Source organism: Comamonas fluminis, from assembly GCF_019186805.1.
In the GTDB taxonomy this organism is placed as follows: domain Bacteria; phylum Pseudomonadota; class Gammaproteobacteria; order Burkholderiales; family Burkholderiaceae_C; genus Comamonas; species Comamonas fluminis.
The window spans coordinates 2,052,996-2,078,710 of sequence record NZ_CP066783.1; the positions used below are offsets into that span (position 1 = coordinate 2,052,996).

At 60.6% G+C, this 25,715-nt stretch carries 24 protein-coding genes; 9 read left to right on the forward strand and 15 right to left on the reverse strand.

Annotated elements, in window-relative coordinates:
- Nucleotides 1–41: 41 nt before the first annotated feature.
- The 3 genes from nth to JDW18_RS09825 all read right to left on the reverse strand — a co-directional run bounded on the left by nth (nucleotide 42) and on the right by JDW18_RS09825 (nucleotide 4,564).
- Nucleotides 42–698, reverse strand: coding sequence for an endonuclease III (gene nth / locus JDW18_RS09815; protein ID WP_218243427.1), 657 nt, complete (start codon nucleotides 696–698; stop codon nucleotides 42–44).
- A gap of 92 nt (nucleotides 699–790) precedes the next feature.
- Nucleotides 791–2,455 carry a ShlB/FhaC/HecB family hemolysin secretion/activation protein gene (locus tag JDW18_RS09820; protein ID WP_246610421.1) on the reverse strand — a complete coding sequence of 555 codons (1,665 nt, stop codon included), beginning with the start codon at nucleotides 2,453–2,455 and terminating at the stop codon, nucleotides 791–793.
- A gap of 207 nt (nucleotides 2,456–2,662) precedes the next feature.
- Nucleotides 2,663–4,564: a collagen-like triple helix repeat-containing protein gene (locus JDW18_RS09825; protein ID WP_218243429.1), complete on the reverse strand. Its 1,902-nt coding sequence runs from the start codon at nucleotides 4,562–4,564 to the stop codon at nucleotides 2,663–2,665.
- Nucleotides 4,565–4,868: 304 nt separating this feature from the next.
- Here JDW18_RS09825 and JDW18_RS09830 point away from each other — a divergent pair, with 304 nt between their 5' ends.
- Together JDW18_RS09830 and JDW18_RS09835 are read left to right on the forward strand one after the other, a co-directional pair.
- Nucleotides 4,869–6,065 (forward strand): aminotransferase-like domain-containing protein, encoded by a 1,197-nt coding sequence (locus tag JDW18_RS09830; protein ID WP_218243430.1) that lies wholly within the window; start codon nucleotides 4,869–4,871, stop codon nucleotides 6,063–6,065.
- A complete protein-coding gene (locus tag JDW18_RS09835) occupies nucleotides 6,062–6,304 on the forward strand; it encodes a SlyX family protein (protein WP_425514788.1) in 243 nt (80 codons plus the stop codon). Before JDW18_RS09830 ends, JDW18_RS09835 begins: the two co-directional genes overlap by 4 nt.
- Before the next feature lie 114 nt (nucleotides 6,305–6,418).
- Here JDW18_RS09835 and JDW18_RS09840 read toward each other — a convergent pair whose 3' ends face one another.
- Nucleotides 6,419–6,568, reverse strand: a complete 150-nt coding sequence (locus JDW18_RS09840) for a DUF3149 domain-containing protein (protein ID WP_218243431.1) — start codon at nucleotides 6,566–6,568, stop codon at nucleotides 6,419–6,421.
- Nucleotides 6,569–6,803: 235 nt separating this feature from the next.
- Here JDW18_RS09840 and JDW18_RS09845 point away from each other — a divergent pair, with 235 nt between their 5' ends.
- The gene (locus JDW18_RS09845) at nucleotides 6,804–7,292 is read left to right on the forward strand and encodes a DUF2721 domain-containing protein (RefSeq protein ID WP_218243848.1); all 489 of its coding nucleotides are present in this window, start codon (nucleotides 6,804–6,806) and stop codon (nucleotides 7,290–7,292) included.
- Nucleotides 7,293–7,415: 123 nt separating this feature from the next.
- On the opposite strand, the gene JDW18_RS09850 is transcribed toward JDW18_RS09845, so the two are convergent.
- Complete coding sequence (locus tag JDW18_RS09850) at nucleotides 7,416–8,324, reverse strand: HTH-type transcriptional regulator ArgP (protein ID WP_218243432.1); 909 nt, start codon at nucleotides 8,322–8,324, stop codon at nucleotides 7,416–7,418.
- Between the two features lie 68 nt (nucleotides 8,325–8,392).
- Between JDW18_RS09850 and JDW18_RS09855 the strand changes: the two genes are divergently transcribed.
- Complete coding sequence (locus JDW18_RS09855) at nucleotides 8,393–9,037, forward strand: LysE/ArgO family amino acid transporter (protein WP_218243433.1); 645 nt, start codon at nucleotides 8,393–8,395, stop codon at nucleotides 9,035–9,037.
- A gap of 26 nt (nucleotides 9,038–9,063) precedes the next feature.
- Here JDW18_RS09855 and JDW18_RS09860 read toward each other — a convergent pair whose 3' ends face one another.
- Complete coding sequence (locus JDW18_RS09860; RefSeq protein ID WP_218243434.1) at nucleotides 9,064–9,375, reverse strand: hypothetical protein; 312 nt, start codon at nucleotides 9,373–9,375, stop codon at nucleotides 9,064–9,066.
- Nucleotides 9,376–9,456: 81 nt separating this feature from the next.
- Nucleotides 9,457–9,945, reverse strand: a complete 489-nt coding sequence (locus JDW18_RS09865) for an Lrp/AsnC family transcriptional regulator (RefSeq protein WP_218243435.1) — start codon at nucleotides 9,943–9,945, stop codon at nucleotides 9,457–9,459.
- A gap of 87 nt (nucleotides 9,946–10,032) precedes the next feature.
- On the opposite strand from JDW18_RS09865, the gene JDW18_RS09870 reads away from it, so the two are divergent.
- The gene (locus JDW18_RS09870) at nucleotides 10,033–10,932 is read left to right on the forward strand and encodes an EamA family transporter (protein ID WP_218243436.1); all 900 of its coding nucleotides are present in this window, start codon (nucleotides 10,033–10,035) and stop codon (nucleotides 10,930–10,932) included.
- Here JDW18_RS09870 and JDW18_RS09875 read toward each other — a convergent pair.
- Nucleotides 10,874–11,227, reverse strand: a complete 354-nt coding sequence (locus JDW18_RS09875; RefSeq protein ID WP_218243437.1) for a hypothetical protein — start codon at nucleotides 11,225–11,227, stop codon at nucleotides 10,874–10,876. The two genes, JDW18_RS09870 and JDW18_RS09875, sit on opposite strands and share 59 nt — an antisense overlap.
- A gap of 163 nt (nucleotides 11,228–11,390) precedes the next feature.
- Here JDW18_RS09875 and JDW18_RS09880 point away from each other — a divergent pair, with 163 nt between their 5' ends.
- From JDW18_RS09880 to JDW18_RS09890, 3 genes are all read left to right on the forward strand, one after another.
- Nucleotides 11,391–13,313 carry a PrkA family serine protein kinase gene (locus JDW18_RS09880; RefSeq protein ID WP_218243438.1) on the forward strand — a complete coding sequence of 641 codons (1,923 nt, stop codon included), beginning with the start codon at nucleotides 11,391–11,393 and terminating at the stop codon, nucleotides 13,311–13,313.
- A 77-nt stretch (nucleotides 13,314–13,390) separates the two neighbouring features.
- The gene (locus tag JDW18_RS09885; RefSeq protein WP_218243439.1) at nucleotides 13,391–14,659 is read left to right on the forward strand and encodes a YeaH/YhbH family protein; all 1,269 of its coding nucleotides are present in this window, start codon (nucleotides 13,391–13,393) and stop codon (nucleotides 14,657–14,659) included.
- Entirely contained in the window at nucleotides 14,656–16,281 is a 1,626-nt protein-coding gene (locus tag JDW18_RS09890) for a SpoVR family protein (RefSeq protein WP_218243440.1), read from the forward strand. The genes JDW18_RS09885 and JDW18_RS09890 overlap by 4 nt, the downstream gene beginning before the upstream one ends.
- A gap of 125 nt (nucleotides 16,282–16,406) precedes the next feature.
- Here the strand turns inward: JDW18_RS09890 and JDW18_RS09895 are convergent, their stop codons facing one another.
- Nucleotides 16,407–17,189 carry a MetQ/NlpA family ABC transporter substrate-binding protein gene (locus JDW18_RS09895; protein WP_218243441.1) on the reverse strand — a complete coding sequence of 261 codons (783 nt, stop codon included), beginning with the start codon at nucleotides 17,187–17,189 and terminating at the stop codon, nucleotides 16,407–16,409.
- A 159-nt stretch (nucleotides 17,190–17,348) separates the two neighbouring features.
- On the opposite strand from JDW18_RS09895, the gene JDW18_RS09900 reads away from it, so the two are divergent.
- A complete protein-coding gene (locus tag JDW18_RS09900) occupies nucleotides 17,349–17,588 on the forward strand; it encodes a DUF3820 family protein (protein WP_218243442.1) in 240 nt (79 codons plus the stop codon).
- Between the two features lie 70 nt (nucleotides 17,589–17,658).
- Here the strand turns inward: JDW18_RS09900 and JDW18_RS09905 are convergent, their stop codons facing one another.
- The 6 genes from JDW18_RS09905 to mfd form a co-directional block, all read right to left on the reverse strand.
- A complete protein-coding gene (locus JDW18_RS09905; RefSeq protein WP_218243443.1) occupies nucleotides 17,659–18,180 on the reverse strand; it encodes an ABC transporter substrate-binding protein in 522 nt (173 codons plus the stop codon).
- 316 nt (nucleotides 18,181–18,496) lie between these two features.
- Nucleotides 18,497–19,054, reverse strand: coding sequence for an NADPH-dependent FMN reductase (locus JDW18_RS09910; protein WP_218243444.1), 558 nt, complete (start codon nucleotides 19,052–19,054; stop codon nucleotides 18,497–18,499).
- A 148-nt stretch (nucleotides 19,055–19,202) separates the two neighbouring features.
- Nucleotides 19,203–19,916 (reverse strand): phosphoserine phosphatase SerB, encoded by a 714-nt coding sequence (gene serB, locus JDW18_RS09915; RefSeq protein ID WP_218243445.1) that lies wholly within the window; start codon nucleotides 19,914–19,916, stop codon nucleotides 19,203–19,205.
- A 168-nt stretch (nucleotides 19,917–20,084) separates the two neighbouring features.
- Nucleotides 20,085–21,083 (reverse strand): Bug family tripartite tricarboxylate transporter substrate binding protein, encoded by a 999-nt coding sequence (locus tag JDW18_RS09920; protein WP_246610423.1) that lies wholly within the window; start codon nucleotides 21,081–21,083, stop codon nucleotides 20,085–20,087.
- Nucleotides 21,084–21,230: 147 nt separating this feature from the next.
- Nucleotides 21,231–21,902, reverse strand: a complete 672-nt coding sequence (locus JDW18_RS09925) for a hypothetical protein (protein WP_218243446.1) — start codon at nucleotides 21,900–21,902, stop codon at nucleotides 21,231–21,233.
- Nucleotides 21,903–22,018: 116 nt separating this feature from the next.
- Nucleotides 22,019–25,510, reverse strand: coding sequence for a transcription-repair coupling factor (mfd, locus tag JDW18_RS09930; RefSeq protein WP_218243447.1), 3,492 nt, complete (start codon nucleotides 25,508–25,510; stop codon nucleotides 22,019–22,021).
- Nucleotides 25,511–25,715 lie beyond the last annotated feature (205 nt).

Sequence of the window (25,715 nt, forward strand, 5' to 3'; positions counted from 1 at the left end):
ATAGATTGCAGCGCTTTGCAGATGGGCGCTGCAAGCTATTTTTATGCCTTTTTGCTGCTGGCTGGAGCCGGTGTTTTGGGAGAGAAGTCGCAGTACTGCGAAGCCACGCATTCCCAGCAGTGGGGCTTGCGCGCCTGGCAGACGTAGCGGCCCAGCAGAATCAGCCAGTGGTGCGAGTCCACGGCATATTCGGCGGGTACGCGCTTGAGCAACTGCTTTTCCACTTCCAGCGGGTTCTTGCCGGGGGCAAGGCCGGTGCGGTTGCCTACGCGGAAGATATGTGTGTCCACCGCCATGGTGGGCTGGCCGAAAGCCACGTTCAGCACCACATTGGCCGTCTTGCGGCCCACGCCGGGCAGGGCTTCCAGCGCTTCGCGGTTGTCGGGCACCTTGCTGCCATGCAATTCAACCAGCATGCGGCAGGTTTCCATCAGGTGCTTGGCCTTGCTGCGGTACAGGCCAATGGTCTTGATATAGCTCTCAAGCCCTTCCAACCCCAGGTCCAGAATGGCCTGCGGCGTGTTGGCAACGGGAAACAGCTTGCGCGTGGCCTTGTTTACGCCCACGTCGGTGGCCTGGGCTGACAGCAGCACGGCTGTGAGCAGTTCAAAGACGGTGGTGTATTCCAGCTCGGTCTGGGGTGTGGGGTTGGCGGCCTTGAGTGTGGCAAAAAAAGGCTCGATATCGCTTTTTTTCATGCCGCTATTGTGGCGTGACTTGCTGGCGAGGGCGGGCACAAAAACAAAGCCGCTGTGATGTTCAGCGGCTTTGTTTTGGCGGGAGACGGTGCTTATGGGTCCAGGTTGTAGCTCAGCATCAGGCTGTAGCGCAGCTTGCGGTCGGGGTTGTTGGTTGAGCGGTCGCCCAGAGGCTTGCTCATGGCCACATCCAGCGCGTAGTAGCGACTGTCCGAGACGCGCAGGCCCAGGCTGGCGGATTTGAGTGTGTGGCTGGCAACCGCACTGTTTTGCTGATGCGTGCGGGCCCATTCATACAGCAGATAGGGCTCGGCCGATTTAATCCAGGGCTGGTTGACCGGGAACTGGTAGTTGACTTCAGCGCTGGCGCCCAGCCCCGAGTCGCCCGCAAACTCACCGGCCTGATAGCCGCGCCCAAAGCGGTTGGAGCCAAAGGAGATGCGCTCAGGAGTCGGCAGGATGTCGGGGCTGTACTGACCACCCACGGCGAAAGCCGCTCCTACTTTGTTCGCAAAGCGGTGGCGCTGGCTGTAATCCGCCGTGATGCGGGTGAAGTTCAGCTTGGCCGGGTTGTCGTAAGTGGTCAGCTGCCCTTGCTCATAGAGGTCGGTGTTTTTATAGGCACCAAGGCCATCAAGTCCGTGCGCCAGCAAGACCGAAGCTGAGCGGGTGGAGGTGGGCGCAAAAGAGGACCAGGCCATCTGCGCATACAGAGTGCGTACTTTTTCCTCGCGCAGCAGAGAGGCGGTGCTATTCGCCAACTCGCGGCTGTAGTTGATGGCGTACAGGCCTGCGGTGGTGCTCAGCTGGGTGCTGCTGCTCAGAATCCAGGGGTGGCTGACATTGAGGTCCACCTTGCGCTGGCGCGTGAGGTCGTCAATGCCGGGTGTGCTTGTGGCGGGTGGGTTGAAGCTGCGATAGTCCGAATAGCTCACCCGTGCCTGTGTGCCTTCTGGTGTCAACTGCTGGGTCATGCCGATCAGGGCGTAGCGCTCCTTGTCCGGGTTTTGCAGCATGGCCGCCGCCTGCAACTGGCTGCCTTCCCATAGAGGGTCGTTGAGCGTGACCGTACCAATCAGGCGCGGCGTGGGCTTGCGCATCTCGCCGCCCAGGTTGACGGCAATGGGTTTGTGCTTGGATTTGATGACCAGAGGCACGGCGCCGTCGGTGGTGGTGGGAAGGCTGGCCGAAGCCGCTATCTGCACGCCGGGCAGACGCGCCATCAGCTGCGTCTGATGCTGAAAGGTCTTGGTCGTCAGCGGTCTTTCATTGAGCAGGGGCTGAGCCAGCTCGCGAATGCTGTCTTCGGACCGGCCAAAGTTGCCCTCCATCGTCAGGCTGGCGACATAGCCTTCCACCACATTGACCTGTACCACCCCATTGGCAAAGGACTGCGCGGGCAGATAAGCAAACGACAGGGCGTAGCCATGCTGCTGATAGAGCGTGCTGACCTTCTGCGCGGCGGCTGCCAGCTCACCCACGGTGTGGGTGCCGTTGATAAACGGCGTGAACAGGGCGCTGACTTCTTCAAAATTGATGGCCGTGCTGCCCTGCACATTCACGCCGCGCACGGCGACTTGCACGCTGGCCACGTCCTGCGGGCCGGTCTGGGGCTTTTCAATCTGCACCGGCACCTGGGGGCGCTTGTTGGCGTCAGAGGTGGCGGGAAGAGTGTTGAGTGGGTTGCCCGCCTGCGGCCAGACGGCAGCGCTGCCCATAAGCAGCGCTACGGCACAGGCCGTTCTGGCGATCGGCATTTTTTTCTTCTTATGCATGAATGCATGTCCCTCATTGACTTGATCTTGTTTTCTCATTCCGGCCTCTCATTCCGGCTGCACTATTGTTGTCTGACTACCTAGTTTTGGGTATTCGGGTCTGTCGTAAAAAAACCCGCACGGGGCGGGTTGGGGGGAATGCTGCAACCGCTGAGTTGCAGCATTGGCGTTGTGCCAGCAGGCGTTAACTTACTTGCGTGGGCTCAGAACACCGGTCACGCCGCCCAGCAGGCCACCCAGCAATCCGCCTGTGGCAGTGGACGTGGAGGTGGTTGCGCCAGCAGTGGCTGTGGTGGTTGTTGTTGTGCCGCTTGCAACGGAGGTGACGCCGCCCAGTGTGCCGCCCACGAGGCTGGTTACCGCACCGACAGTGCCGCCCACCAGACCGGTGACACCAGAGACCGGCGATGCTGCAGCACCTGTGGTGCTACCTGTTGCAGCGCTAGTCACACCACCCGTGACGCCACCCAGAGCGCCGGTCACGGTGCCCACCGTGCCACCGACCAGGCTGGTCACACCGCCCAGACCGCTTGCGGCGCCACCGGCTGTGGTTGCGCCAGTCAGGCCGCCGGTAACGCCACCAAGGGCGCCGGTAACGGTGCCGACAGTGCCGCCAACCAGACTTGTCACGCCACCCAGACCACCTGCAGCGCCGCCGGTGGTTGTACCGCCAGTAACGCCGCCGGTGACGCCGCCGAGAGCACCAGTGACTGTGCCAAGGGTGCCGCCAACCAGTCCGGTGACACCACCCAGAGCGCCGGTTGTTGCGCCGCCAGTGCTGCCACCGGTAACGCCGCTGAGGGCGCTGCCGCTGAGCACGCCGCCCAGCAGGCCGCTGCTGGCGGTGCCCGTGGCAGGGTTGTTCACCACGCCGCCCACGGCTGCCACCGTGTTACCTACGCTGCCCACCACACCGCCCAGTGGCGATACGATGGGTGTGCCGGTGTTGGCCAGTGCGTTACCCACATTGGTCACCACGCCGCCCACGGTGGCCAGAATATTGTTCACAGGCTGGCCCAGGCCCGTAGCCTGCGTAACCCCTTGCACAGTGCCCACAACACCCGTCAGCACGGGAGTTGCGACCTTGTCCACAGTCGTGGTCAGGCCGGATACCAGAGGGCTGCCAACCACCTGACCGACGGTGCCTTCCAGACCTTGAACCGTCTGACCCACGCCGCCAACCAGGCCACCGGCCAGACCGGCGACATCGCCCACTACGCCCAGTTCAGGCTTGTCCAGTGCGCCGACGGTGCTGCCCACAGAGGTGACTGCGCCACCCAGGTAGCCCACGGTGGGCGCCACGCTTTGCACGGTGGTGGTAATGGGTGTGGGGTTGGTACCAATCTGGCCCAGGCCGGCATAGACGCCGCCCGCCAGGTTGTTGATAGCGCTGTTGGTGTTGCCCAGAATGCCGCTGGCAGGCTGTGCAATACCCGACAGCGCGGTGTTGGCGGTCGCTGTTGTCAGCACATTGGTGACGATGGTGTTGGCGTCGCCTGTCACAGCCGTCAGGCCGCCGACGGTGTCTGCCGTGCGGGTCAGGGTCTCAGCGACAGGTGTCAGAGGGCCTGTAGTCGTTGTGGTGGTGCCGCCGCCCGTGTTGCCACTGTTGCCGTTATTGCCGCTGTTGCCACCGCCGCCGACGACGGTATCGCCACCGCCGGTGCCGCTGTTTCCGTTGTTGCCGCCATTGTTACCGCCGTTGGTGTTGCCTGTTGTGCTGCCGTCTGTGCCATTGGTGCCGCCACCGCCCACGACGGTACCGCCGCCAGAGCCGCTGCCACCCGTGCTACCGGAGCCGCCGCTGCCGCCGGTGTTTCCGGTGGTGCTGCCATCCGTGCCATTGCCGCTGCCGCCGCCAACGATGGTGCCCCCCGAGCCGCCACCGGAACCTGTGCCGGAGCCGCCGCCCGCAACAACGTCGCTGCCGCCAGTGCCGGTCGGGCCCAGGTCACTGCGCAGCGAACCGCTGGAGCCGCAGGCCGCCAGGCTGGTAACCAGAGCCACGGCGCACAGGCTGCGCAGGCCAAAAGATGTAGAGCCAGTCATGGCTGCAGACAGTGTCTTGCTGGTGAAACGAGTAGTGCGCATAAATCCTCCATCCCTCAAAAAAGTAAATTAAAAAATCCAGCGACGCAGCTGTCTGTGCATCGGTAGACGTATGTTCTTTTCAGGAGGGGGAGGCTGTCCAATTCAAAGTTTGTGACACGAAGTTACACGTAATTAACATTTACTATCAACTTTGAAATGTTGGTAGGAGTTTGATTACTTGACAGGTGGAATTCGTCCTACAAAAACATGACTACTTCCCTATGAGGCCTTGTGAGAGCCACAATAGACGTCTGCCGCAGCTGCGGCTTTGTGTTTTCTGTCGCGCCTTAACCAAAAAAAACGTATGCAATTTGCCAATCGACTCAACAACGTAGAGACCTCTGCGATTCGTGAACTGTTCAAACTGCTGGGCAAGCCCGGCATCATCAGTTTTGCGGGAGGCTTTCCGGACAGCGCCATGTTTGACGTGGCGGGCATCAGTGCCGCCTCGGCCAAGGCTCTGGAGCAAGAAGCCGGTGCAGCATTGCAGTACGGCGCGACCGAGGGCTACCAGCCCCTGCGCGAGCAACTGTCTGCCTTCATGGCCACCAAGGGCGTGCCCGATGTGGCGCCCGAGCAGCTCATCGTCACCACCGGCAGCCAGCAGGCGCTGGACCTGCTGGGCAAGACCATGGTGGGTGAGGGTGACAAGGTCATCGTTGAAGGCCCCACTTTTCTGGCCACCATTCAGTGCTTTCGCTTGTACGGCGCCGAAGTGATCTCCGCCCCGGTGGACGAGCACGGCGTCAAGACCGATGAGCTGGAAAAGCTGATTGCCGAACACAAGCCCAAGCTGGTCTATCTGATTCCCACCTTCGGCAACCCCAGCGGTGCAATGCTGAGTCTGGAGCGCCGCAAAAAAGTGCTGGAGCTGGCCGTGAAGTACCAGACGCTGGTGGTGGAAGACGACCCCTATGGCGATCTGTACTTTGACGCCGCGCCGCCTGCCAGCCTGCTGTCGCTCAGCCGTGAAGTACCCGGCAGCCGTGAATGGCTGGCGCATTGCGGATCGCTGTCCAAGGTGCTCAGCCCCGGCCTGCGCATTGGCTGGCTGATTGCCCAGCCAGAGCTGCTGGCCCGCGCCGTGATGTGCAAGCAGTTCAGCGATGCCCACACCAGCACCTTCGCTCAGGCCACGGCTGCGCAGTACCTGAAGTCTGGCGTCATGCCCAAGACCCTGGCCCATGTGCGCGAGGTCTATGCCAAGCGTGCCAAGGCCATGGGCGATGCACTGCGCGAGCAGCTTGGCGATGCCGTGGAGTTTGTGCAGCCTGCGGGTGGCCTGTTCATGTGGGTGCGCCTGACGGGTGCCCGCGGTCAGCTGGCCGATGCTGGAGCGCTGGCCAAGAAGGCCATCGAAGAGGGCGTGGCCTTTGTGCCCGGCGCACCGTTTTATGCCCAGAACCCGGATAACGCCACCTTCCGCCTGTCGTTTGCCACGGCCGATGAAGACAAGATCCGCGAAGGCATTGCACGTCTGGCCAAGGCACTTAAAGCATGAGTGAAGGCATGGGCGATACCCGCGAAGACCTGCACGCATTGCAGGAGCGCATCATGGAGCTGGAGATCAAGGCCAGCTACACCGAGGATTTGCTGGAGCAGTTGAACATGACCATCTATCGCCAGCAGGAGCAGATGGATGTGCTCATCAACGAGCTGCGGGAACTCAAGCGCCAGACGCCCGATGGCGGCTCTGGCGCCCCGCGCAATCTGCGCGACGAATTGCCGCCCCACTATTGAGCCGCTGCGGCTTTGCATGCAAAAAAGGGCCAGACATATGTCTGGCCCTTTTTTTGATTTCAACAATTCATTAGTGCTGTAGCCTAATAGCAGCAGGCGCTTTCAGCTATGAATTCAGGACTTCTGCAGCGGCTCGCTGGCCACATTCTTCATCTTGCCCATGAACAAGCGGGTAAAGAAAACCGCCATCACGATGACCAGGACAATCACGGCCAAGCTCATCAGTCCATAGTCGGTGGAAAACAGGTCGATCATCAGCTTCATGCGGCCCTCCTTGATGAATGCATTGAGCGTTGGGGCAACTATGGCGGCGAACCGGCCAGAGGCCTTTGTGCTGCATCAAGCTGGCGGGCTTGCCCATCTGCGCCAGATCAAGCGGTTGATCTTCGGGCTGGCTGGTTTGTTGCGATTTATTGTTGCCAATGTCAAAACAACCCTGACATTTAGCGATGAAAATAGCGGCAGCAAGCATTTACTGATGAGCCGACTTGAGGACACCATGAGCATCTGGTCCATTGACGCCCAGACCGTCACCCACAGCATTCAGCTGGCGGTGGCCCCCGTTTTCTTTTTGACAGCAGTTGCCGGGATGATTGGCTCGGTAGCGGGGCGGCTGGCGCGCATCATCGACCGCGCACGCAAGCTGGAAGAAAGCCTGCGCACGCTGGAGGACCATGATCTGGTTGCCCGCTATCTGAAAGAGCTGCACTTTCTGCGCGAGCGCGGGCGTCTGGCCAATGTGGCCATTGGCCTGCTCACGCTGTGCGGCATGTGCATCGGGCTGACCATCGTGCTGCTGTTTGTGGGGCAGGCCTACGGCGTCAGCGGTCACGGCTATGCCGTGTTCAGCTTTTTGCTGGGTGTGGTGGCCTTTGTCTCGGCGCTGTGCTGCTTCCTCTGGGAAACCGTCATGGCCACCCGCATTCTGGACTTCCACATGCTCACCCGCGCCAAGGCTGCGGTGCGTGATGTGGAGCGGGACAGCTAAAGCGACGCTTGTTTTGAGAGCGGGCTGTGCACGGTGTCTGCAGATTTTTGGATGGAATCGGCCTGAGGCCAAAGATGGATATGCGCAGCCAGCTATCAAAAATGAAGCTGCCTGCGTGAATCTTCAGCTCGCATCCTGCTCCAGCCAGGCCGCTGCGGCATGCAGCACGCAGTCCGTCAGCCGCTGCAGGCTGGCCTGCGCACTGCGCGTGTGGCACCAGTACAAGGGGGTGTAGAGGCTTTGCTCGGGCAGCAGCACTACCAGACTGCTGCGCTGCAACTCTGTCTCAATCATCTGCACGGGGTGCATGCCCCAGCCCATGCCCAGCTCCAGCGCGCGGGTGTAGCCCTGGTTGGAGGGCAGAAAGTGGCGCGCCGCATTGCGCCTGCCATCCACCCCCAGGCTTTGCAGCCACTGGTCCTGCAGGCTGTCCTTGCGCCCGTAGCACATCATGGGGGACCGGGCGATGGCCTGCGGCGTCAGCCCCTGCGAGAAATGCCGCTCCACAAACGCAGGTGATGCCACGGCCACATAGCGCATGCCGCCCAGCGGCCAGGTGTTGCAGCCGGTGATGGCCGAGCCCGTGGCCGTGACAGCAGCCATGACTTCGCCTTGCTTGAGGCGCTGCGCCGTGTGGTCCTGATCGTCAATGCTGATATCCAGCAGCTCATTGCTGTCCTGCGTGAAGGCCGCCATGGCATCCATGAACCAGGTGGAGAGCGAATCGGCATTGACCGCCAGCTTCAGCGAGGGCAGGGCGCTCTGGCCTTCGGGAATCAGCTCGGGGTTCTTGCGGCGCAAATCGTTTTCCAGCAGTGCAACCTGCTCCACATGCAGGCACAGGCGCCGCCCCGCATCGGTGCCCGTGCAGGGCTGGCCGCGCAGCACCAGCACCTGGCCCACGCGCTCCTCCAGCTGCTTGATGCGCTGCGATACCGCCGAGGGCGTGACATGCAGCTTGTGCGCTGCACGTTCAAAACTGCCCTCGCGCACCACGGCGGCCAGCGCTTCCAGTCCTGCGTAGTCAAGCATTAGAAATTCTTAATTTGATTGAGTAAATGTAATTTTACTTAACAAATGCTGCGCAGCACAATCGCGCCATGCTTTCCTCTGAATTCTCCTCTGCATGGCTGGCCGGCTTTACGGTCTGCATCTCCCTCATCGTCTCGATTGGTGCTCAGAATCTGTATGTGCTGCGACAGGCTGTTCAGGGCGAGCATGTGCGCGCCTGCGTGACTTGGTGTGTGCTCAGCGATGCGATTTTGGTGGCTGTGGGCGTGGCGGGCATGTCGCAGATGATGGCCCGCTATCCGGGGCTGGCCTACTACCTGACGCTGGGTGGTGCTATCTTTTTATTAGCGTATGGCCTGTTTGCACTGCGCCGCATGTGGCTGGCGCCGGATGCGGCCATGCACGCAGAAAAACGTGTGCTGGCGCCCCGCAGCCTGATGAGTGTGATGGCCGCGCTGGCAGCGATTACCCTGCTGAACCCGCATGTCTATCTGGATACCGTGCTGCTGATGGGCTCCATCGGCGCGCAGCAGCAGGGCGTAAGCCGCTGGAGCTACGTCATGGGTGCGGCCTGCGCAAGTCTGAGCTGGTTTGTGCTGCTGGCTTTTGCGGGCCAGCGCATGAAAGGCATTTTTGCCAACCCCAAGGCCTGGCGTGTGATGGATGGCCTGACAGGCGTGATGATGCTGACACTGGCCTGGTGGGTGGCCAGCGGCCTGACTCAAATGGATTGAGGCGCGGCGGGCCTGCCGTTTTGCGCTCAGCCCACGCGGGCGGGGCTGATTTCTTCGAGCAGCTCCAGCACTTCGATCAGATTCCAGCTGTTGCACTCTATGCGGTAGAGCGAGGTTGCTCCCGTCTTCTGGCTTACACCTTCGATCACCACCATATCCTTGCCCTGGCTGCGGGCGCTGCTCAGCGGACGGATTTTGTCGTAGTGGTATTTTTCGGCACGATCACCGCGAAACGCAAGGCTGACCTGGCCCAGACGAGGGAAGTAGTCCTTGGCGTATTTCTCCAGCGTGCGCTCTACCAGCAGCGAAGCCATATCGGGGGTGACAGTTCCAGCCATGTGCAACTCCGTGCGTCATTTATGAAGCTATTGTTGCATTTTGTGTTTCTGAAAACCAGCGTCCCCCGTCGCGCGCAAGCATCATGACGGTTGCAACTTTTCCGTCACTGGAATCTGTAATCCGGTTTTGATGCGCTCCAGCGCGATGGAGGTGCTGTAGCGGCGAATGTTTTCATCGCCTTCAAACAGGCGCTGGCAAATCGCCTGGTAATCATCCATATCGGCGGCCGTCACAACCAGGATGTAGTCCGTCTCTCCAGTCACAAAAAAGCATTGCTGCACAGAGGCCTCGGCGGCAATGCGTGCGCGAAAGCCCCGGGACAGGTCGGGCCTGTCGTTGATCAGGTGCACATTGATCACGGCAGTCAGTGAACGGCCTGCGCGCACCGGGTCCAGCACTGCCACATTGCCCGCGATGACCCCGGTTTCCTGCAGGCGCTTGATACGCCGCTGCACTGCGGGGGCGGAAAGATTGACCTGCTCGGCAATCAGGCGCTGGGGCATGAGATTGTCCTGCTGAAGCAGGGCCAGAATGGCGCGGTCAAAGAGGTCGAGGTCGGCAGCGGGCATGGAAAAAATACGAAGAGAGCGAAACTTGCAGATTCAGCCCGGAAAATGAGCGAATTCAGCGGGTGTCATGCAATATCTTATGCGCCTATGTCTAAAAACAGCTGGAATCATTGGTGGCCCGTGCTGGCCGTGTTGGGCTCGGTCACGGCGCTGGGTGTAGGTACGTCGCTGGCCAAGCAGCTTTTTCCGCTGGTGGGCGCGCAGGGCACATCGGCCTTGCGCGTGGGTTTTGCAGCCCTGATTCTGGTGTGCATCTGGCGGCCCTGGCGCTGGGCCTTAAACCGGCAGCAGGCGCTGTCGCTGCTGATTTTTGGCGGCGCGCTGGGCGGCATGAACCTGATGTTCTATATGGCGCTGCGCGACATTCCATTCGGGCTGGCCGTGGCCATCGAATTTTCAGGCCCGCTGGCAGTCGCCATCTATTACTCACGCCGCGCGGTGGATTTTGTCTGGCTGGCGCTGGCCGTGCTGGGGCTGGCACTCATCTTGCCCATTGGTAATCAGGCACAGGCCCTGCATCTTTCGCCGGTGGGCATTGCCTGCGCGCTGGGGGCAGCTATTTGCTGGGCGTCTTACATCGTGCTGGGGCGCAGGCTCAACCACATTCCCAGCGGGCAGGCGGTGTCGCTGGGGCTGCTGTGCGCGGCGCTGGTGGTGGTTCCTTTTGGCGTGGCCGAAGCGGGGGCCAAGCTGCTCACACCATCCATCTTGCTGTTCGGACTGATGGTGGCGGCGATCTCCAGCGCGCTGCCGTATTCGCTGGAAATGCTGGCGCTGCGCCGCCTGCCGCCCGCGACCTTTGGCATTGCACTGGCGACCGAACCTGCCATTGCCGCGCTGATGGGCATGTTGCTGCTGAGTGAGCATCTGACGCTGACGCAGTGGGCTGCCATCGCCTGCATCATGGCCGCAGCCATGGGCAGCGCATTCACACGCCCAGGCAGCAAGGCGGCTGAGCCTGATGCGTCGCCAGCGGCTTCCAGCTGAAGTGAGCTGCTATCGAAACAGGGGCTGCTAGCGCTGTTGCTGTAAGGGTTTGCAGACTTTTCTCTAGTGAAAAACCCTTGAAGCCAGCGCTGAAAGCTCTTTTTTCAGGAGCTGAAAGCCGCATGCTCAACACCTGCTGATGTGCTTGCAAAGGGCTGCAATACATCGGCATATCAGCAAGTATTTGCTCTTCAAAATCATTAAGTGGGGCGGCGCAATGGCTGCCGCAGCGCTTGAGTTTTTGCGTCAAAAGTTCATGCATCACCCCACCTGTTTCTGCGCGAAATAAAACCATCAGCGACTGTGTTTTTGCAGGCTATGAAGTGCGCAAATCTGTAGGAATCTCTTGCTGTTCAAATCGATAGCAAGGTGCTACAACGACCACACACGGTAATGAATGCCTTGCAACTTTGCGGCACTTTTTGCCCCTGGCTTTGGGTGCCGCCATGGGAGGTCTTATGGATGTTCTCAGCAACTCTGCCGCCCGTTATGTTCGTCTGCGCGAAGAGGAAATGTCGCTGGATGAATATCTGACGCTCTGCCAGCGAGACCCCATGGCTTACGCCAGTGCAGCCCAGCGCATGCTGAGCATCATTGGCGAGCCGGAAATGGTCGATACACGCAACGACCCGCAACTGTCCCGGTTGTTTGCCAACAAGGTCATCCGTCGCTACCCTGCTTTCTCCGAGTTCTATGGCATGGAAGACGCCATCGAGCAGGTGGTGAGTTTCTTTCGCCACGCTGCGCAGGGGCTGGAAGAGCGCAAGCAGATTCTCTATCTGCTGGGTCCGGTGGGCGGCGGAAAATCGTCGATTGCCGAGCGCCTGAAATATCTGATGCAGAAAGCACCGTTCTACGCGCTCAAGGGCTCGCCCGTGAACGAGTCGCCGCTGGGGCTGTTTGACCCTATCGAAGACGGCCCGGTGTTGGAAGAAGAATTCGGCATTCCGCGCCGCAGTCTCAATCACATTCTGTCGCCCTGGGCCGTGAAGCGGCTGGAGGAGTTTGGCGGCGATATTCGCCAGTTCCGCGTTGTCAAGCGCTACCCCAGCATCCTCAAGCAGATCGGCATTGCCAAGACCGAGCCGGGCGACGAGAACAACCAGGACATCTCCAGCCTGGTGGGCAAGGTCGATATCCGCAAGCTGGAAAATTTTGCCCAGGATGACACCGACGCCTACAGTTACTCGGGTGGCCTGTGCCTGGCTAATCAGGGCTTGCTGGAATTTGTGGAAATGTTCAAGGCCCCCATCAAGGTGCTGCACCCCTTGCTGACCGCCACGCAGGAAGGCAACTACAAGGGCACGGAAGGCTTTGGCGCGATTCCTTTCGATGGTCTGGTGCTGGCGCACAGCAACGAGAGTGAGTGGAAGGCGTTTCGCAACAACAAAAACAACGAAGCGTTTCTGGACCGCATCTACATCGTCAAAGTGCCTTACTGCCTGCGCGTAAGCGAAGAGGTGCGGATTTACGAAAAACTGATTCGGGAGTCGTCGCTGGCGCAGGCCGTCTGCGCGCCTGGCACGCTGAAAATGATGGCGCAGTTCTCGGTGCTGACGCGGCTGAAGGAGCCTGAAAATTCCAGCATCTTCAGCAAGATGCAGGTCTATGACGGTGAAAGCCTCAAGGACACCGACCCGCGTGCCAAGAGCTATCAGGAGTACCGCGACTATGCGGGCGTGGACGAAGGCATGGAAGGTATTTCTACCCGCTTTGCCTTCAAGATTCTGTCCAAGGTGTTCAACTACGACAGCACCGAGGTAGCGGCCAACCCTGTGCACCTGATGTACGTGCTGGAGCGCCAGATTGAGCGCGAGCAATTCCCTGCCGAGCTGGAAACCAAGTACGTGGGTTTCATCAAGGAATATCTGTCGCAGCGCTATGCCGAGTTCATCGGCAAGGAAATCCAGACCGCCTATCTGGAAAGCTATAGCGAGTACGGCCAGAACATTTTTGACCGCTACGTGACCTATGCCGATTACTGGATTCAGGACAGCGAATACCGCGACACCGACACGGGCGAGGTGTTTGACCGCAACGCGCTGAATGCGGAGCTGGAAAAGGTGGAAAAGCCCGCAGGCATTGCCAACCCCAAGGATTTCCGCAACGAAATCGTCAACTTCGTGCTGCGGGCGCGGGCCAATAACCAGGGCAAGAACCCCAGCTGGACCAGCTACGAAAAGCTGCGCGTGGTGATCGAGAAAAAAATGTTCTCCAACACCGAGGAGCTGCTGCCCGTCATCAGCTTCAACGCCAAGGCCAGTGCCGAGGATGCGCGCAAGCATGCAGACTTCGTCACCCGCATGGAAGCCAAGGGCTACACCTCCAAACAGGTGCGTTTGCTGTGCGAATGGTATTTGCGGGTGCGCAAGAGCAGCTGACAGCAGCGCCAGTGGCGGCAATGATGTGGCCACTGGCCTGACAGGCGTGACAACAGCCCCTGAAGATGGGAGCACAGATGACACTGCATATCATCGACCGCAGGCTCGCAGGCAAGAACAAATCGGTAGGTAACCGCGAGCGTTTTGTGCGGCGTTACAAGGCTCAGATTGCCGAAGCCGTGCGCAAGGCCGTCTCTGGCAGAGACATCCGCCATATTGACCAGGCGGAAACCATCACGATTCCGAAAAAGGACATTCAGGAGCCGGTGTTTCACCATGGGCAGGGCGGCATACGCGATATGGTGCTGCCCGGCAATCGTGAATATGTGCAGGGCGACCGCATTGCACGGCCACAGGGTGGGGCAGGCGGCGGAGGGTCACAGGCCAGCGACAGTGGCGAGGGGCAGGACGACTTCACCTTCACGCTGACCAAGGAAGAGTTCATGGAGCTTTTCTTTGAAGACCTGGCCCTGCCGCGCCTGCTGCGCACCCATATTGGTGACACCTTGCAGTACAAGACCCGTCGCGCAGGTTTCAGCCACGATGGAACGCCCAACAACCTGGCCGTGGTGCGCACCATGCGCGGGGCACTGGGCCGGCGCATCGCGCTGACCAAGGCCCCGCACCGCGAACTGCAGGTGCTGGAAGCGCAGCTGCAAGCGCTGCTGGAGCAGGGGGATTGCACAGACGAAGCGGTAGCCGAGCTGCAAAGCCGCATTGACGCCTTGCAGCAGCGCATAAAGCGCGTGCCGTTTCTGGAACCGCTGGATTTGCGCTTTCGCAACCGCAGCAAATTCCCGGTGCCCAGCAGCCAGGCCGTGATGTTTTGCGTGATGGATGTTTCTGGCTCCATGGATCAGGAACGCAAAGAGCTGGCCAAGCGCTTTTTTATCTTGCTGTATCTGTTTCTGACTCGGCACTACGACAAGATCGAGATCGTCTTCATCCGGCATCACACGCAGGCGGCCGAGGTCAGCGAGCAGGAGTTTTTTCACTCCACCGAAAGCGGTGGCACGGTGGTCAGCAGCGCGCTGGTGCTGCTCGATCAGGTCATTCGCGCACGCTACCCCGCTGGCGACTGGAATGTGTATGTGGCGCAGGCCAGTGATGGTGACAACTTCAGTGACGACGGCGGCAAATGCGGCAGCTTGCTGACCGAAAAAATACTGCCCATGGTGCGCTACTACGCCTATCTGCAGGTGGTGCTGGAGGAGCAAAGCCTGTGGGAAGAGTACTGCCGCGTTCAGGAGCAGTGCGCGCATTTCGCCATGCGCAAGGTTTCGCAGGCCAACGAGATCTACCCGGTCTTCCGTGATCTGTTCAAGAAAGATGGGGTGACGATATGAACCTCAATCTCTATCCGGTTCTGGATGTCACCAGCACCCGAAAGGCCTGGAATCACGGGCCGCAGGGCGAGCGTCTGCGTGAAGTGCCCCAGGCGCCGCTGCAGGCCGGGCAGCGGCCCGCCAGCCCCTTGCCTGCCCCCAGCGACTGGACCTTTGAGCTGATCGAGCAGTACCACGCGGCCATTGCTGCCACGGCGCAGCGCTACGGGCTGGACACTTATCCTAACCAGCTGGAGATCATCACCGCCGAGCAGATGATGGACGCCTATGCCAGCGTGGGCATGCCCGTCAATTACCGGCACTGGAGCTATGGCAAGGAGTTTTTGGCCACCGAGCGCCGCTACCGCCGTGGTCATATGGGGCTGGCCTACGAGATCGTCATCAATGCCAACCCCTGCATCAGCTATCTGATGGAAGAAAACAGCACGGCCATGCAGGCGCTGGTGATTGCCCATGCGGCCTACGGGCACAACAGCTTTTTCAAGAACAACTACCTGTTTCGCATGTGGTCCGATGCGGGCAGCATCATCGACTATCTGGTCTATGCCCGTGACTATGTGGCGCAGTGCGAAGAGCGCTATGGCGTGGACACGGTGGAGCAGTTGCTGGATTCCTGCCACGCGCTGGCCAACTTTGGGGTAGACCGCTACTGCCGCCCCTCACACAAGACGCTGGCCCGCGAGCGCGCAGAACGCGAGGAGCGCGAGGCCTATGTGCAGCAGCAGGTGAATGTGCTGTGGAGCACGCTGCCCGCCCGCAAGGACAAGGAAAGCATTGCCCCCGGCAGCGAGCGTTTCCCCAGGGAACCTGAGGAAAACATTCTCTACTTCATCGAGAAAAATGCCCCTTTGCTGGAGCCCTGGCAGCGGGAGCTGGTGCGCATCGTGCGCAAGATTGCCCAGTACTTCTATCCACAGCGCCAGACCCAGGTGATGAACGAGGGCTGGGCCACCTTCTGGCACTACACCTTGCTCAACACCCTGTATGACGAGGGTTGGCTTACCGACGGCGTGATGATGGAGTGGCTTTCTTCGCACACCAATGTGATTTACCAGCCACCCGCTGGTCACCCGGCATTTAGCGGCATCAACCCCTATGCGCTGGGTTTTGCCATGTACCGCGATATTCGCCGTATCTGCGAGAGCCCGACCGGGGAAGACCGGCAGTGGTTTCCTGACTTGGCAGGCACGCCGTGGCTTCCGGCGCTGCATCACGCCATGCGCAATTACAAGGATGAGAGCTTTGTGGGCCAGTACCTGAGCCCGCACCTGATGCGCGAGATGCGCTTGTTTGCCCTGCATGACGACACCGCCGAGCGGGAGATGCTGGTCAGTGCCATCCATAACGAGGAGGGTTACCGAAGCCTGCGCCAGCTGTTGTCACAGCAGTACGACCTGGGTACGCGAGAGCCCAATATTCAGGTCTGGAATGTGAACCTGCGCGGAGACCGCTGCCTGACGCTGCGCCACACCCAGTACCAGGGCCGCCCGCTGGCCGGTGATGCGCAGGAGGTGCTCAAGCATGTGGCGCGCCTGTGGGGTTTTGGCGTGCATCTGGAGAGTGTGAAAGCCGATGGTGATGCGCCGCTGCTGCTGCACTCGGTAGCCGCGCCTTCATATTGAATGGAAATTGCTGAGAGCCTTTATAGATAAAGCGCAATCGGCTATCAAATTGAAAGCAAAAAGCGCTGCAGTTGCAGCGCTTTTTTGGGGAGGGCGAGGTGCATCAGCACCTCAGCGGTCCGGCATCAGAATGCGGGAACCACAGCACCCTTGTACTTTTCCTGGATGAACTTCTTGGTGTCTGCAGAGTGCAGCGCGCCCATCAGCTTGGCAATGTCAGCACCGTTGGCGCGATCCTTGCGGGCGGCCACGATGTTGGTGTAAGGCGAATCCGCACCTTCGATGAACAGCGCATCCTTGGTGGGGTTGAGCTTGGCTTCGATGGCGTAGTTGGTGTTGATCAGCGCCAGATCGACGTCAGCCAGTGCGCGGGGCAGCAGAGGAGCTTCCAGTTCCTTGAACTTCAGCTTCTTGGGGTTCTTCACCACGTCCAGGGCTGTAGGTGTCAGGCTCTTGGGGTCCTTGAGCTCGATCAGGCCATGCTTGGCCAGCAGAATCAGGGCACGGCCGCCGTTCGAGGGGTCGTTGGGAATGGCCACGGTAGCGCCGTTCTTCAGATCCTTGATGTTCTTGATCTTGCTGGAGTAGGCGCCAAAGGGCTCCACATGCACCTTGCCGTTGGGCACAGCCACCAGCGAAGTCTTGCGGTCCTTGTTGTAGCTGTCCAGGTAAGGCTGGTGCTGGAAGAAGTTGGCATCCAGCTGCTTGTCTTCCACGGCGGCGTTGGGCTGCACGTAGTCGCTGAATTCCTTGATTTCCAGATCAATGCCCTGGGCCTTCAGCGCGGGCTTGATGTGGTTGAGGATTTCAGCGTGGGGCACAGCAGTCGCACCCACCTTCAGCACTTCGGCTTGAGCCGACAGGGCCAGAGTGGCAATCGCGATCGCGGAGAGAGCTTTCTTCAACATTGGTTCTGACTTTCTTCAGCAGGTTGCAATAAATTCCCTTGGCCTGAACTGCGTGCAGGCCTCAGTAAGGTGCATAGTCTAGTGCGCTGCAGCAAAATCTGCAGGACATTTTTCTTATTTGGTTATAAGAGCGTCGTTTTTTATACAAAATCCAAGGCCATGAATCCTGAAATGCTCGAACGCCTCATCCGCGTGCAGATGCCATACGGCAAATACAAGGGCCGATTGATTGCCGATCTGCCCGGCAATTACCTGAACTGGTTTGCGCGCGAAGGCTTTCCCAAAGGGGAGGTGGGCCAGTTGCTGGCGCTGATGCAAGAACTGGATCACAACGGCCTGAGCGGGTTGCTGGAGCCACTGCGCCGTGCAGCGGGTTTGCCGCCACGGGCGCAGGAATAAGCGTCAGCACATGAAAAAGGGCCGCATCAGCGGCCCTTGGCGTTTCTGCGTGCAGCAGATGCGGTGCAGCTTACTTGACGGCTGCGCGGGCAGCTTCAGCCTTGGCCTTGGCTTCGTCCAGCTTCTTTTGCAGGGCTGCAGCTTCGGCTTCAGCCTTCTTGGCCTCTTCTTCCTTGGCCTTCTTGGCTTCAGCTTCCTTGTCGCCACCCATGGCGCCAGCAATCGCATTGCTAGCCATGGAACCGGCTACGGCGCCCACAGCGGCACCAGCCATGGTGCCCATCATGCCGGAGCCACGAGCGGGAGTGGCTGCGGCAGCGGGGGCTGCGGCAGGGGCAGCAGCTGCGGGTGCCGCAGCAGGTGCTGGAGTTGCAGGAGCTGCTGCCTTGGGCGCTGCGGCGGCGGGAGCCACGGGCGCAGGCTGGGCGGGAGCTTTGCTGCCGATGCTGGCAGGACGCACGGACTTGCTGCTGCCCATGCGCTTGGCCTGAGCCAGCGAAGGCACGGTCAGCGATGCGATGGCAATGGCGATCACGGAGGCGGCAGCACGGTACGAAGTCTTCACAGTTGTTTTTCCAATCATGGTTGTCATAGAGGCCGCCTGCATTGAGGGAATGCAGACTGCCAGCATGCCTTGGGACGCATGTCCAAAAAGGCTTGCTTGCTATGGTATTTGGAGCTAAGAGGAGAAATTTCAAGAGCTTGCGCTGAAACTGTCCGTAAAAGAACAGGGCGCGGCCCCCGGCAGCTGGTGTTGTGATGTGTGTAGCGCTGCGTTGCTATTGTAGGAACAGTGAAGGTGGCAAAAGTTCCTTCGCCCGTGCATTGGCCCAAAAATAGGCATGAAAAAGCCCCGCAGCGCTAGATGCACCTGCGGGGCCTGCTATGAAATCAGCGAAACTGCTGGTTTACTGCTTGGGATGCTTGCGCACCCAGGCCAGGAAGCGGGTCATGTATTTGTTCAAGAAATCATGGCTGCCAGCGCCGATATTGCCCTGGGCGTCAATCAGCTCGTCATTCCAGCGCACAAAGCCTTCGGGCTGCTGCATGGTGGGCATGTCCAGAAACACAAAGACATTGCGCAGGTGCTGCTGGGCCATGGCCGTAGCGGGGCCGCCGGGGGATGTGCCGATGACGGCGGCCGGAATGCCACCCCAGGCGGCCTGACCGTAGGGGCGGCTCAGCGCATCGAGTGCGTTTTTCAGCACTGCGGGGATGGAGCGGTTGTGTTCGGGCGTGATGAACAGCAGGCCATCACAGTTGCGTACCTGCGCCTTGAGGTCTTCAAAAGGCTGGAATTCGGGGGTGCCATCAAAGTCGCGGTTGTACAGCGGCAGGTGGCCAATATCGATAAAGGCCACATCGGCCTGATCCTGAATCAGCTTGGCCAGCCCTTCGCCCAGCTTGCGGTTGATGGAATGCTTGCTGTTGCTGCCCACGATCACGCCGATTTTCAGTTTGCTCATCACAGACCTTTCATGTCAGTGGAAAAAAAGAGCTTCACTCTAATGGACATGCTGTGCGGGCGAAGTCAGAGAGCATCGATCATGCAGGCGCAAAAAAGCCGCTGTGGCAGTGCGGCAGCGGCTTTCAAGGGGGCTGAAATGACAGTGCTTATTGCAGCACTTCCAGCAGACGATCCAGACCGCCTTCGTTGATGGCAACCTTGGCCTCGTTACGCACGCGGGGCTTGGCGTGGTAGGCCACGGACAGGCCTGCGGCCTGCATCATGGGGATGTCGTTGCTGCCATCGCCTACGGCAATGCACTGCTTGGCGTCGATGCCGATCAGGGACGCGACTTCCAGCAGAGTGCGGCGCTTTTCGGCACCGTCGCAGATGTCGCCCCAGGCTTGCTCGATCAGGCCGCCGGTCAGCACGCCGTTCTGAATTTCCAGCACGTTGGCGCGCACAAAGTCGATGTTCAGCAGGCCGCGCACATGTTCGGCAAAGTAGGTAAAGCCGCCGGAAACCAGCAGCACCTTCAGGCCTGCAGCCTTGGCCGCCTTGACCAGCGTGTCGGCGCCGGGCGAGAGTTTCAAGCGCTCGGCCAGCACGCGGGCCATGTCAGCCTCGGTCACGCCCACCAGCTTGCCCACGCGCTGGCGCAGGCTGTCCTTGAAATCGGTGATTTCGCCGCGCATGGTGGCTTCGGTAATCGCTGCCACTTCGGCCTTCTTGCCCGTGGCGTCGGCAATCTCGTCAATGCACTCGATGGTGATCAGGGTCGAGTCCATATCGAAGGCGATGAGCTTGTAGTCAGCCAGCTTCTGAGGAGCGGTCATGCCGCGGATCATCAGGCCGGGAGCGAATTCGGTGGCGTCAGTCATTGCGATTGAGGGCAAAGGGTGCAGGGGTAAGAGCGGCAAGGAGTTCATCTTTGCCGCTGCTGAAGATGGGCGCCATTATCCGCTGTTGTGGTGCTGGCAGGATGGCGATTCACCCCATGTGTTGACCCCGGGCATTTACCCCGGGCGCTCCTCCGCTGGCTTCAAGGCTTATTGCGGCTGAATGCCCGCAGCCTTGACCAGTTCGGCATGCAGCTTGATGTCCTGAGATACGGTCTGCCGGAGCTGCTCGGGCGTGGAGGGCGCGACTTCCATGCCGTTTTCACCCAGCTTGGTCTTGATGTCACTGTCCAGGGCGGTGCGCACAGCGCGGTTGAGCTTGTCGATGACGGGCTGGGGCGTTTTTGCCGGGGCAAACAGGCCGACCCAGGCCGAGAGATTCAGGTCGGCAAAGCCGCCTTCGGCCATGGTGGGCGTATTGGGCAGCGTGGCAACGCGCCTGGGGGCCATCAGACCCAGTGCATGCAGCTTGCCTGCCTGAATGTGCGGCAGGGCTTCGGGCAGCACGGCAAACAGCATGTCCACATTGCCCGCCAGTGTGTCGTTGACAGCCGGTGCACCGCCTTTGTAGGGGACGTGCAGCATCTTCGCTTGTGTGCGTGTCTCGAACATCAGGGCAGCCAGGTGCTGTGGGCTGCCGTCACCCGATGAGGCGAAGGTCAGCTTGCCAGGTGCGGCCTTGGCTGCGGCCACTACGGCGGCCACGCTGGGGAATTTCTGCTTGTCCTTGACCACCAGCACCATGGGCTGGTTCACCAGCTTGCTGATGGGCGCGAAGTCGGCCTCTGGGTCATAGGGCAGAGATTTGAAAATGCTCTTGTTGGTGGTCAGAAAGGATGCGGGTGACACCATCAGCGTGTAGCCGTCGGGTGCTGCGCGGGCCACGGCGGGCGTGCCGATCTGGCCAGAAGCTCCGGCGCGGTTGTCCACCACAAAAGGCTGCTTGAGCTCGGCAGCCAGCTTCTGGCCCACGACACGGGCAATCATGTCGGCGCTACCACCTGCGGGCAGGGCTACGATCACTTTGACCGTGCGCTCGGGGTAGGCGTCCTGCGCCTGGGCGGTGGTAACAAAACCGGCAAGCAGTGCGCAGCCCATGGCGGTGCGTGCGGTGGCCTGAGCGGTGGTGCGAATGGTCTGAAGCAGCATGCGGTCCCTCTCTTTATCAAGCGATGCACCACGCTGGTGAATGGGGTGGTGCTATAGCGATGATGAGCAAGCTCTGTGCCAGGGTGATTGGCGTTTAGCCTGATGGGAAAGATGCGGTTTGCGCAGGTGCGAGGAAACGGGCAGGGGCTAGTTTTTGGGTTGAATCGGCGGTCGCAGATAGATGGCATCTGACCATGTGGCCACCCACTGCGGTCTAAACACCACAAAGACGGCGGTGAGCATGCCGGTGGTGACGCCATCGCTCCAGGCCATCAGCCAGCGGGCCATGCGCGAGAGTTCATCGTTGACGTTGGGCAGTACGTGCCCCGCCCATTGGCCCAGCAAAGAGGCGATAAACAGGCACAGCACTGTGCCCAAAAAGCCGCGTAAAAGAATAAATACAAAAATGTGATGCCAGCACCAGCGGCGCACTGCCGCGCCCCAGAGCATGGCCAGCGTGGCTGGCACCAGTCCTTGCCAGACGGTCATGCCCAGAGCTTCGGGCATGGAGAGGCCCGGAGAAATTGCAAAAGCAATAGCGCCCACCGCAAGCAGGGTGGGTACTGCAAGGGGCCAGCCCAGCAAGATAACGACCAGCGGCGCTGCAGACCAGTGCAGTTGCAAAGGCAGCTTGTGCAGCGTGGGCAGAGCCCAGGCCCAGGGCAGCAGCACCAGCACAGCGAGCAGCGGCGTAATCAGTGCCGATGCCACGGGGTCTTGCATGCCGCCGGGCCCCGGCTTGCTGCCCAGCATGCGCCAGGGGCGGCAGAGCAGGGCCAGCAACAGGCTCAGCAGGGCAAGGGCGGCTTCAAGATACATGGCGGCGTGGGTGATTCAGTGCAGCCTGCATCTTGCACCGCCAGCGTTATCGGCGCCTTAACCTTTGCCAAGCTTCTGGCAATTGGCGTCTCTCATGTGGCGCCTGTCATGCAGCCTTACGCATGGGCCTCGGCTTCGGTCTTGAGCGGCTGGCCCAGGCTGCGCAGCACGTCGCGCACCATCTGGGCGCGGGCCTTGGGGTCTTCCAGCTCTTTTTCGATGCGCAGCTTTTCGTTGCCCGCCAGCTTGATGTGCTTGTTCTTTTGAATCAGATGAATGATGTTCATCGGGTCAATCGGTGGCTGGGGCTTGAAGGTGATGTTGATGACGCCGGGCGCCGCATCGACCTTGACCACGCCGTAGGGCTGGCTCAGCACGCGCAGGCGGTGCACGTCGATCAGGGTCTGGGCCTGGGGCGGCAGCTTGCCAAAGCGGTCCACGATTTCTTCGAGCAAGGTGTCGATCTGGTCGGCCGTCTTGGCCGTGGCCAGCTTTTTGTAGAAGGACAGGCGCAGGTGCACATCGCCGCAATAGTCGTTGGGCAGCAGGGCGGGGGCATGCAGATTGATATCGGTCGATGCCGACAGCGGTGAGAGCAGGTCGGGTTCCTTGCCGTTTTTGAGGCTGCGCACGGCCTCCGACAGCATTTCGTTATAGAGCTGAAAGCCCACTTCCAGCATATTGCCGCTCTGGTTTTCGCCCAGCACCTCGCCCGCACCGCGAATTTCCAGGTCGTGCATGGCCAGATAAAAGCCGCTGCCCAGCTCTTCCATCTGCTGAATCGCTTCCAGCCGCTGCTGGGCCTGCTTGGTCAGGCTGTCCAGGTCCGGCACCATCAGATAGGCATAGGCCTGGTGGTGGCTGCGGCCCACACGGCCACGCAACTGGTGCAGCTGGGCCAGACCGAATTTGTCGGCGCGGCTGATCAAAATGGTGTTGGCCGAAGGCACGTCGATACCGGTCTCGATGATGGTCGAGCACAGCAAAATGTTGTAGCGCTGGGCCACAAAGTCGCGCATGACTTTTTCCAGCTCGCGCTCGGGCATCTGGCCGTGGGCCACAGCAATGCGGGCTTCGGGCAGGATTTCTTCCAGCTTTTGTTTGCGGTTCTCGATGGTCTCGACTTCGTTGTGCAGAAAGTAAATCTGCCCGCCGCGCTTCAATTCGCGCAGCACGGCCTCACGAATCACGCCCGTGCCTTCGTTACGCACAAAGGTTTTGATAGCAAGACGTCTTTGAGGGGCGGTGGCTATGACCGATAAATCCCGCAAACCTTCCAGCGCCATACCCATGGTGCGCGGGATGGGGGTGGCCGTCAGCGTCAGCACATCGACTTCGGCACGCATGGCCTTCATGGCCTCTTTGTGGCGCACGCCAAAGCGGTGTTCTTCGTCGATGATGAGCAGGCCCAGGTTCTTGAACTGTGTGGATTCGGAGAGCAGCTTGTGCGTGCCGACCACGATGTCGACCGTGCCGTCCGAGATGCCCTTGATGGCGGCGGTGATCTCCTTGCCCGAGCGAAAACGCGAGACCTCGGCCACCTTGATAGGCCACTTGGAAAAGCGGTCGACCAGCGTCTGGTAATGCTGCTCAGCCAGCAGCGTGGTGGGCGCGAGGAAAGCCACCTGCTTGCCACCCATGGCCGCCACAAAGGCCGCACGCAGCGCCACTTCGGTCTTGCCAAAGCCCACATCGCCGCAGACCAGGCGGTCCATGGGCTGGGGCGAAATCATGTCCTGCACCACGGCGTGGATGGCGGCACGCTGGTCGGCGGTTTCTTCAAAGCCAAAGTCAGCCACAAACTGTTCGTAATCCGCCGTGGGGAAGCGAAAGGCATGGCCCTGGCGTGCGGCGCGGCGGGCGTAGATATTGAGCAGCTCGGCAGCGCTGTCGCGCACCTGCTCGGCGGCCTTGCGCTTGGCTTTTTCCCACTGGCTGCCGCCCAGCTTGTGCAGCGGCGCATCGTCGGGCGAAACGCCGGTGTAGCGGCTGATCAAATGCAGCTGGCTCACGGGCACATAGAGCACGGCATCGGCCGCGTATTCCAGGTGCAAAAACTCCTGCAGCGCGGGCGTGCCGTCGGGGTTTTTCTGTCCCATGTCCATATTGATCAGCCCGCGATAGCGGCCAATGCCATGGTCGGAGTGAACAATCGGGTCGCCCACTTTCAGCTCGGACAAGTCCTTGATCAGCGCTTCCACATCGCTGACCTGCTCCTGCCTGCGGCGTTTGCGGCCGGTGGGGCTGGTGGCAAACAGCTCGGTCTCGGTAACAAAGTCCAGACCTTCTTCCACCCAGGCAAAGCCGTTCATCAGGCCTGAGGTGGCAATGCCGACTTTCTCCGTGCTGTCCGCCTGGAATTCGGCCAGCGAATCAAACACCGGTGGGTTCACGCCCGAGGCGCGGAAAAAGTCCAGCAGGCTTTCGCGTCTGCCGTCCGATTCGGCCAGCAGCAAGGTGCGGCTTGAGGATGCTGCTATATGTTTTTGCAGCTTGGCCAGCGGGTCTTCGGCACCACGCACCACGGCCAAGTCTTCGAGCTTCTGGAAGATGGCGCTGTCGGCCACATCTTCGGTGCCGGGGCGCAGGGCCAGCTGGGCGTGTTCCTTGCTGCGCGTATAGAACTGGTCGGCGGTGAGGAACAGGCTCTCAGGCGGCAGGGCCGGGTGGTCGGGGTCGCCCTGCACCAGACGGTAGCGGTCTTTGGTGTCTTGCCAAAAGCGCTGAAAGGCGGGTTCCAGGTCTCCGTGCAGCACCACGGTGGCGTCATCGCCCAGATAGTCGAAGACGGTGGCGGTTTCGTCAAAGAACAGCGGCAGGTAGTACTCGATACCGGCGGTGGCAATGCCGGCGCCCATGTCCTTGTAGATGCGGCTGCGCGTGGGGTCGCCCTCCAGCAGCTCGCGCCAGCGGTGGCGGAACTTGGCGCGGGCATCCTCGTCCATGGGGAACTCACGCCCGGGCAGCAGGCGCACCTCGGGCACGGGGTAGAGGCTGCGCTGGCTGTCGGGGTCAAAGGTGCGAATGCTGTCGATCTCGTCGTCAAACAGATCGACGCGATAGGGCTGAGGTGAGCCCATGGGGAACAGGTCAATCAGCCCACCGCGCACGGCATATTCGCCATGGCTCACGACCTGCGAGACATGCTGATAACCGGCCAGCGTGAGCTGGGCCTTGAGTTTGGCTTCATCGAGCTTTTGCCCGGTTTTGAACTCAAAGGTATAGCCCGCGAGGAATGAGGGCGGGGCCAGGCGGTACAGCGCGGTGGTGGCGGGCACGATGACCACGTCGGCGCCTTGTTCCTTATCGCGCTGGTTGATGCGCCACAGCGTTGCCAGCCGCTCGCTGATCAAATCCTGGTGGGGTGAAAAGCTGTCATAGGGCAGGGTTTCCCAGTCGGGAAACAGGGCGCAGCGCAGCTCGGGCGCAAAAAACGCCATCTCTTCCATCAGGCGGTGGGCGTCGGCCGCATCGGCGGTGATGATGGCGGTCACCCGGCCATCGTGCTTTTCGCGCTCGCCCAGCTTGCCCAGCAGCAGCGCGTCGGCGCTACCCACAGGGCGGGGCAGATGAAAGCGTTTACCAGGAGTGAGCTTGGGCAGTTGCATGGCGAGTGGAAAGGGGGCGGTGCGGCCAGAGCAGGGCGCTGGCGCGGTGCATAAAACGGGGACAGATTGAGTGTGCGTGAGCCGTGCCATGAGACGTGGTGTTCATGGGCCCGTTCGCCAGCAGCGAGCGGGGAGCTTCGCATTCACTCAAAATGGGGGCACCTCACGGTGATGCAAGCCGAGGGTCGTTCAGGGAACGACTTTC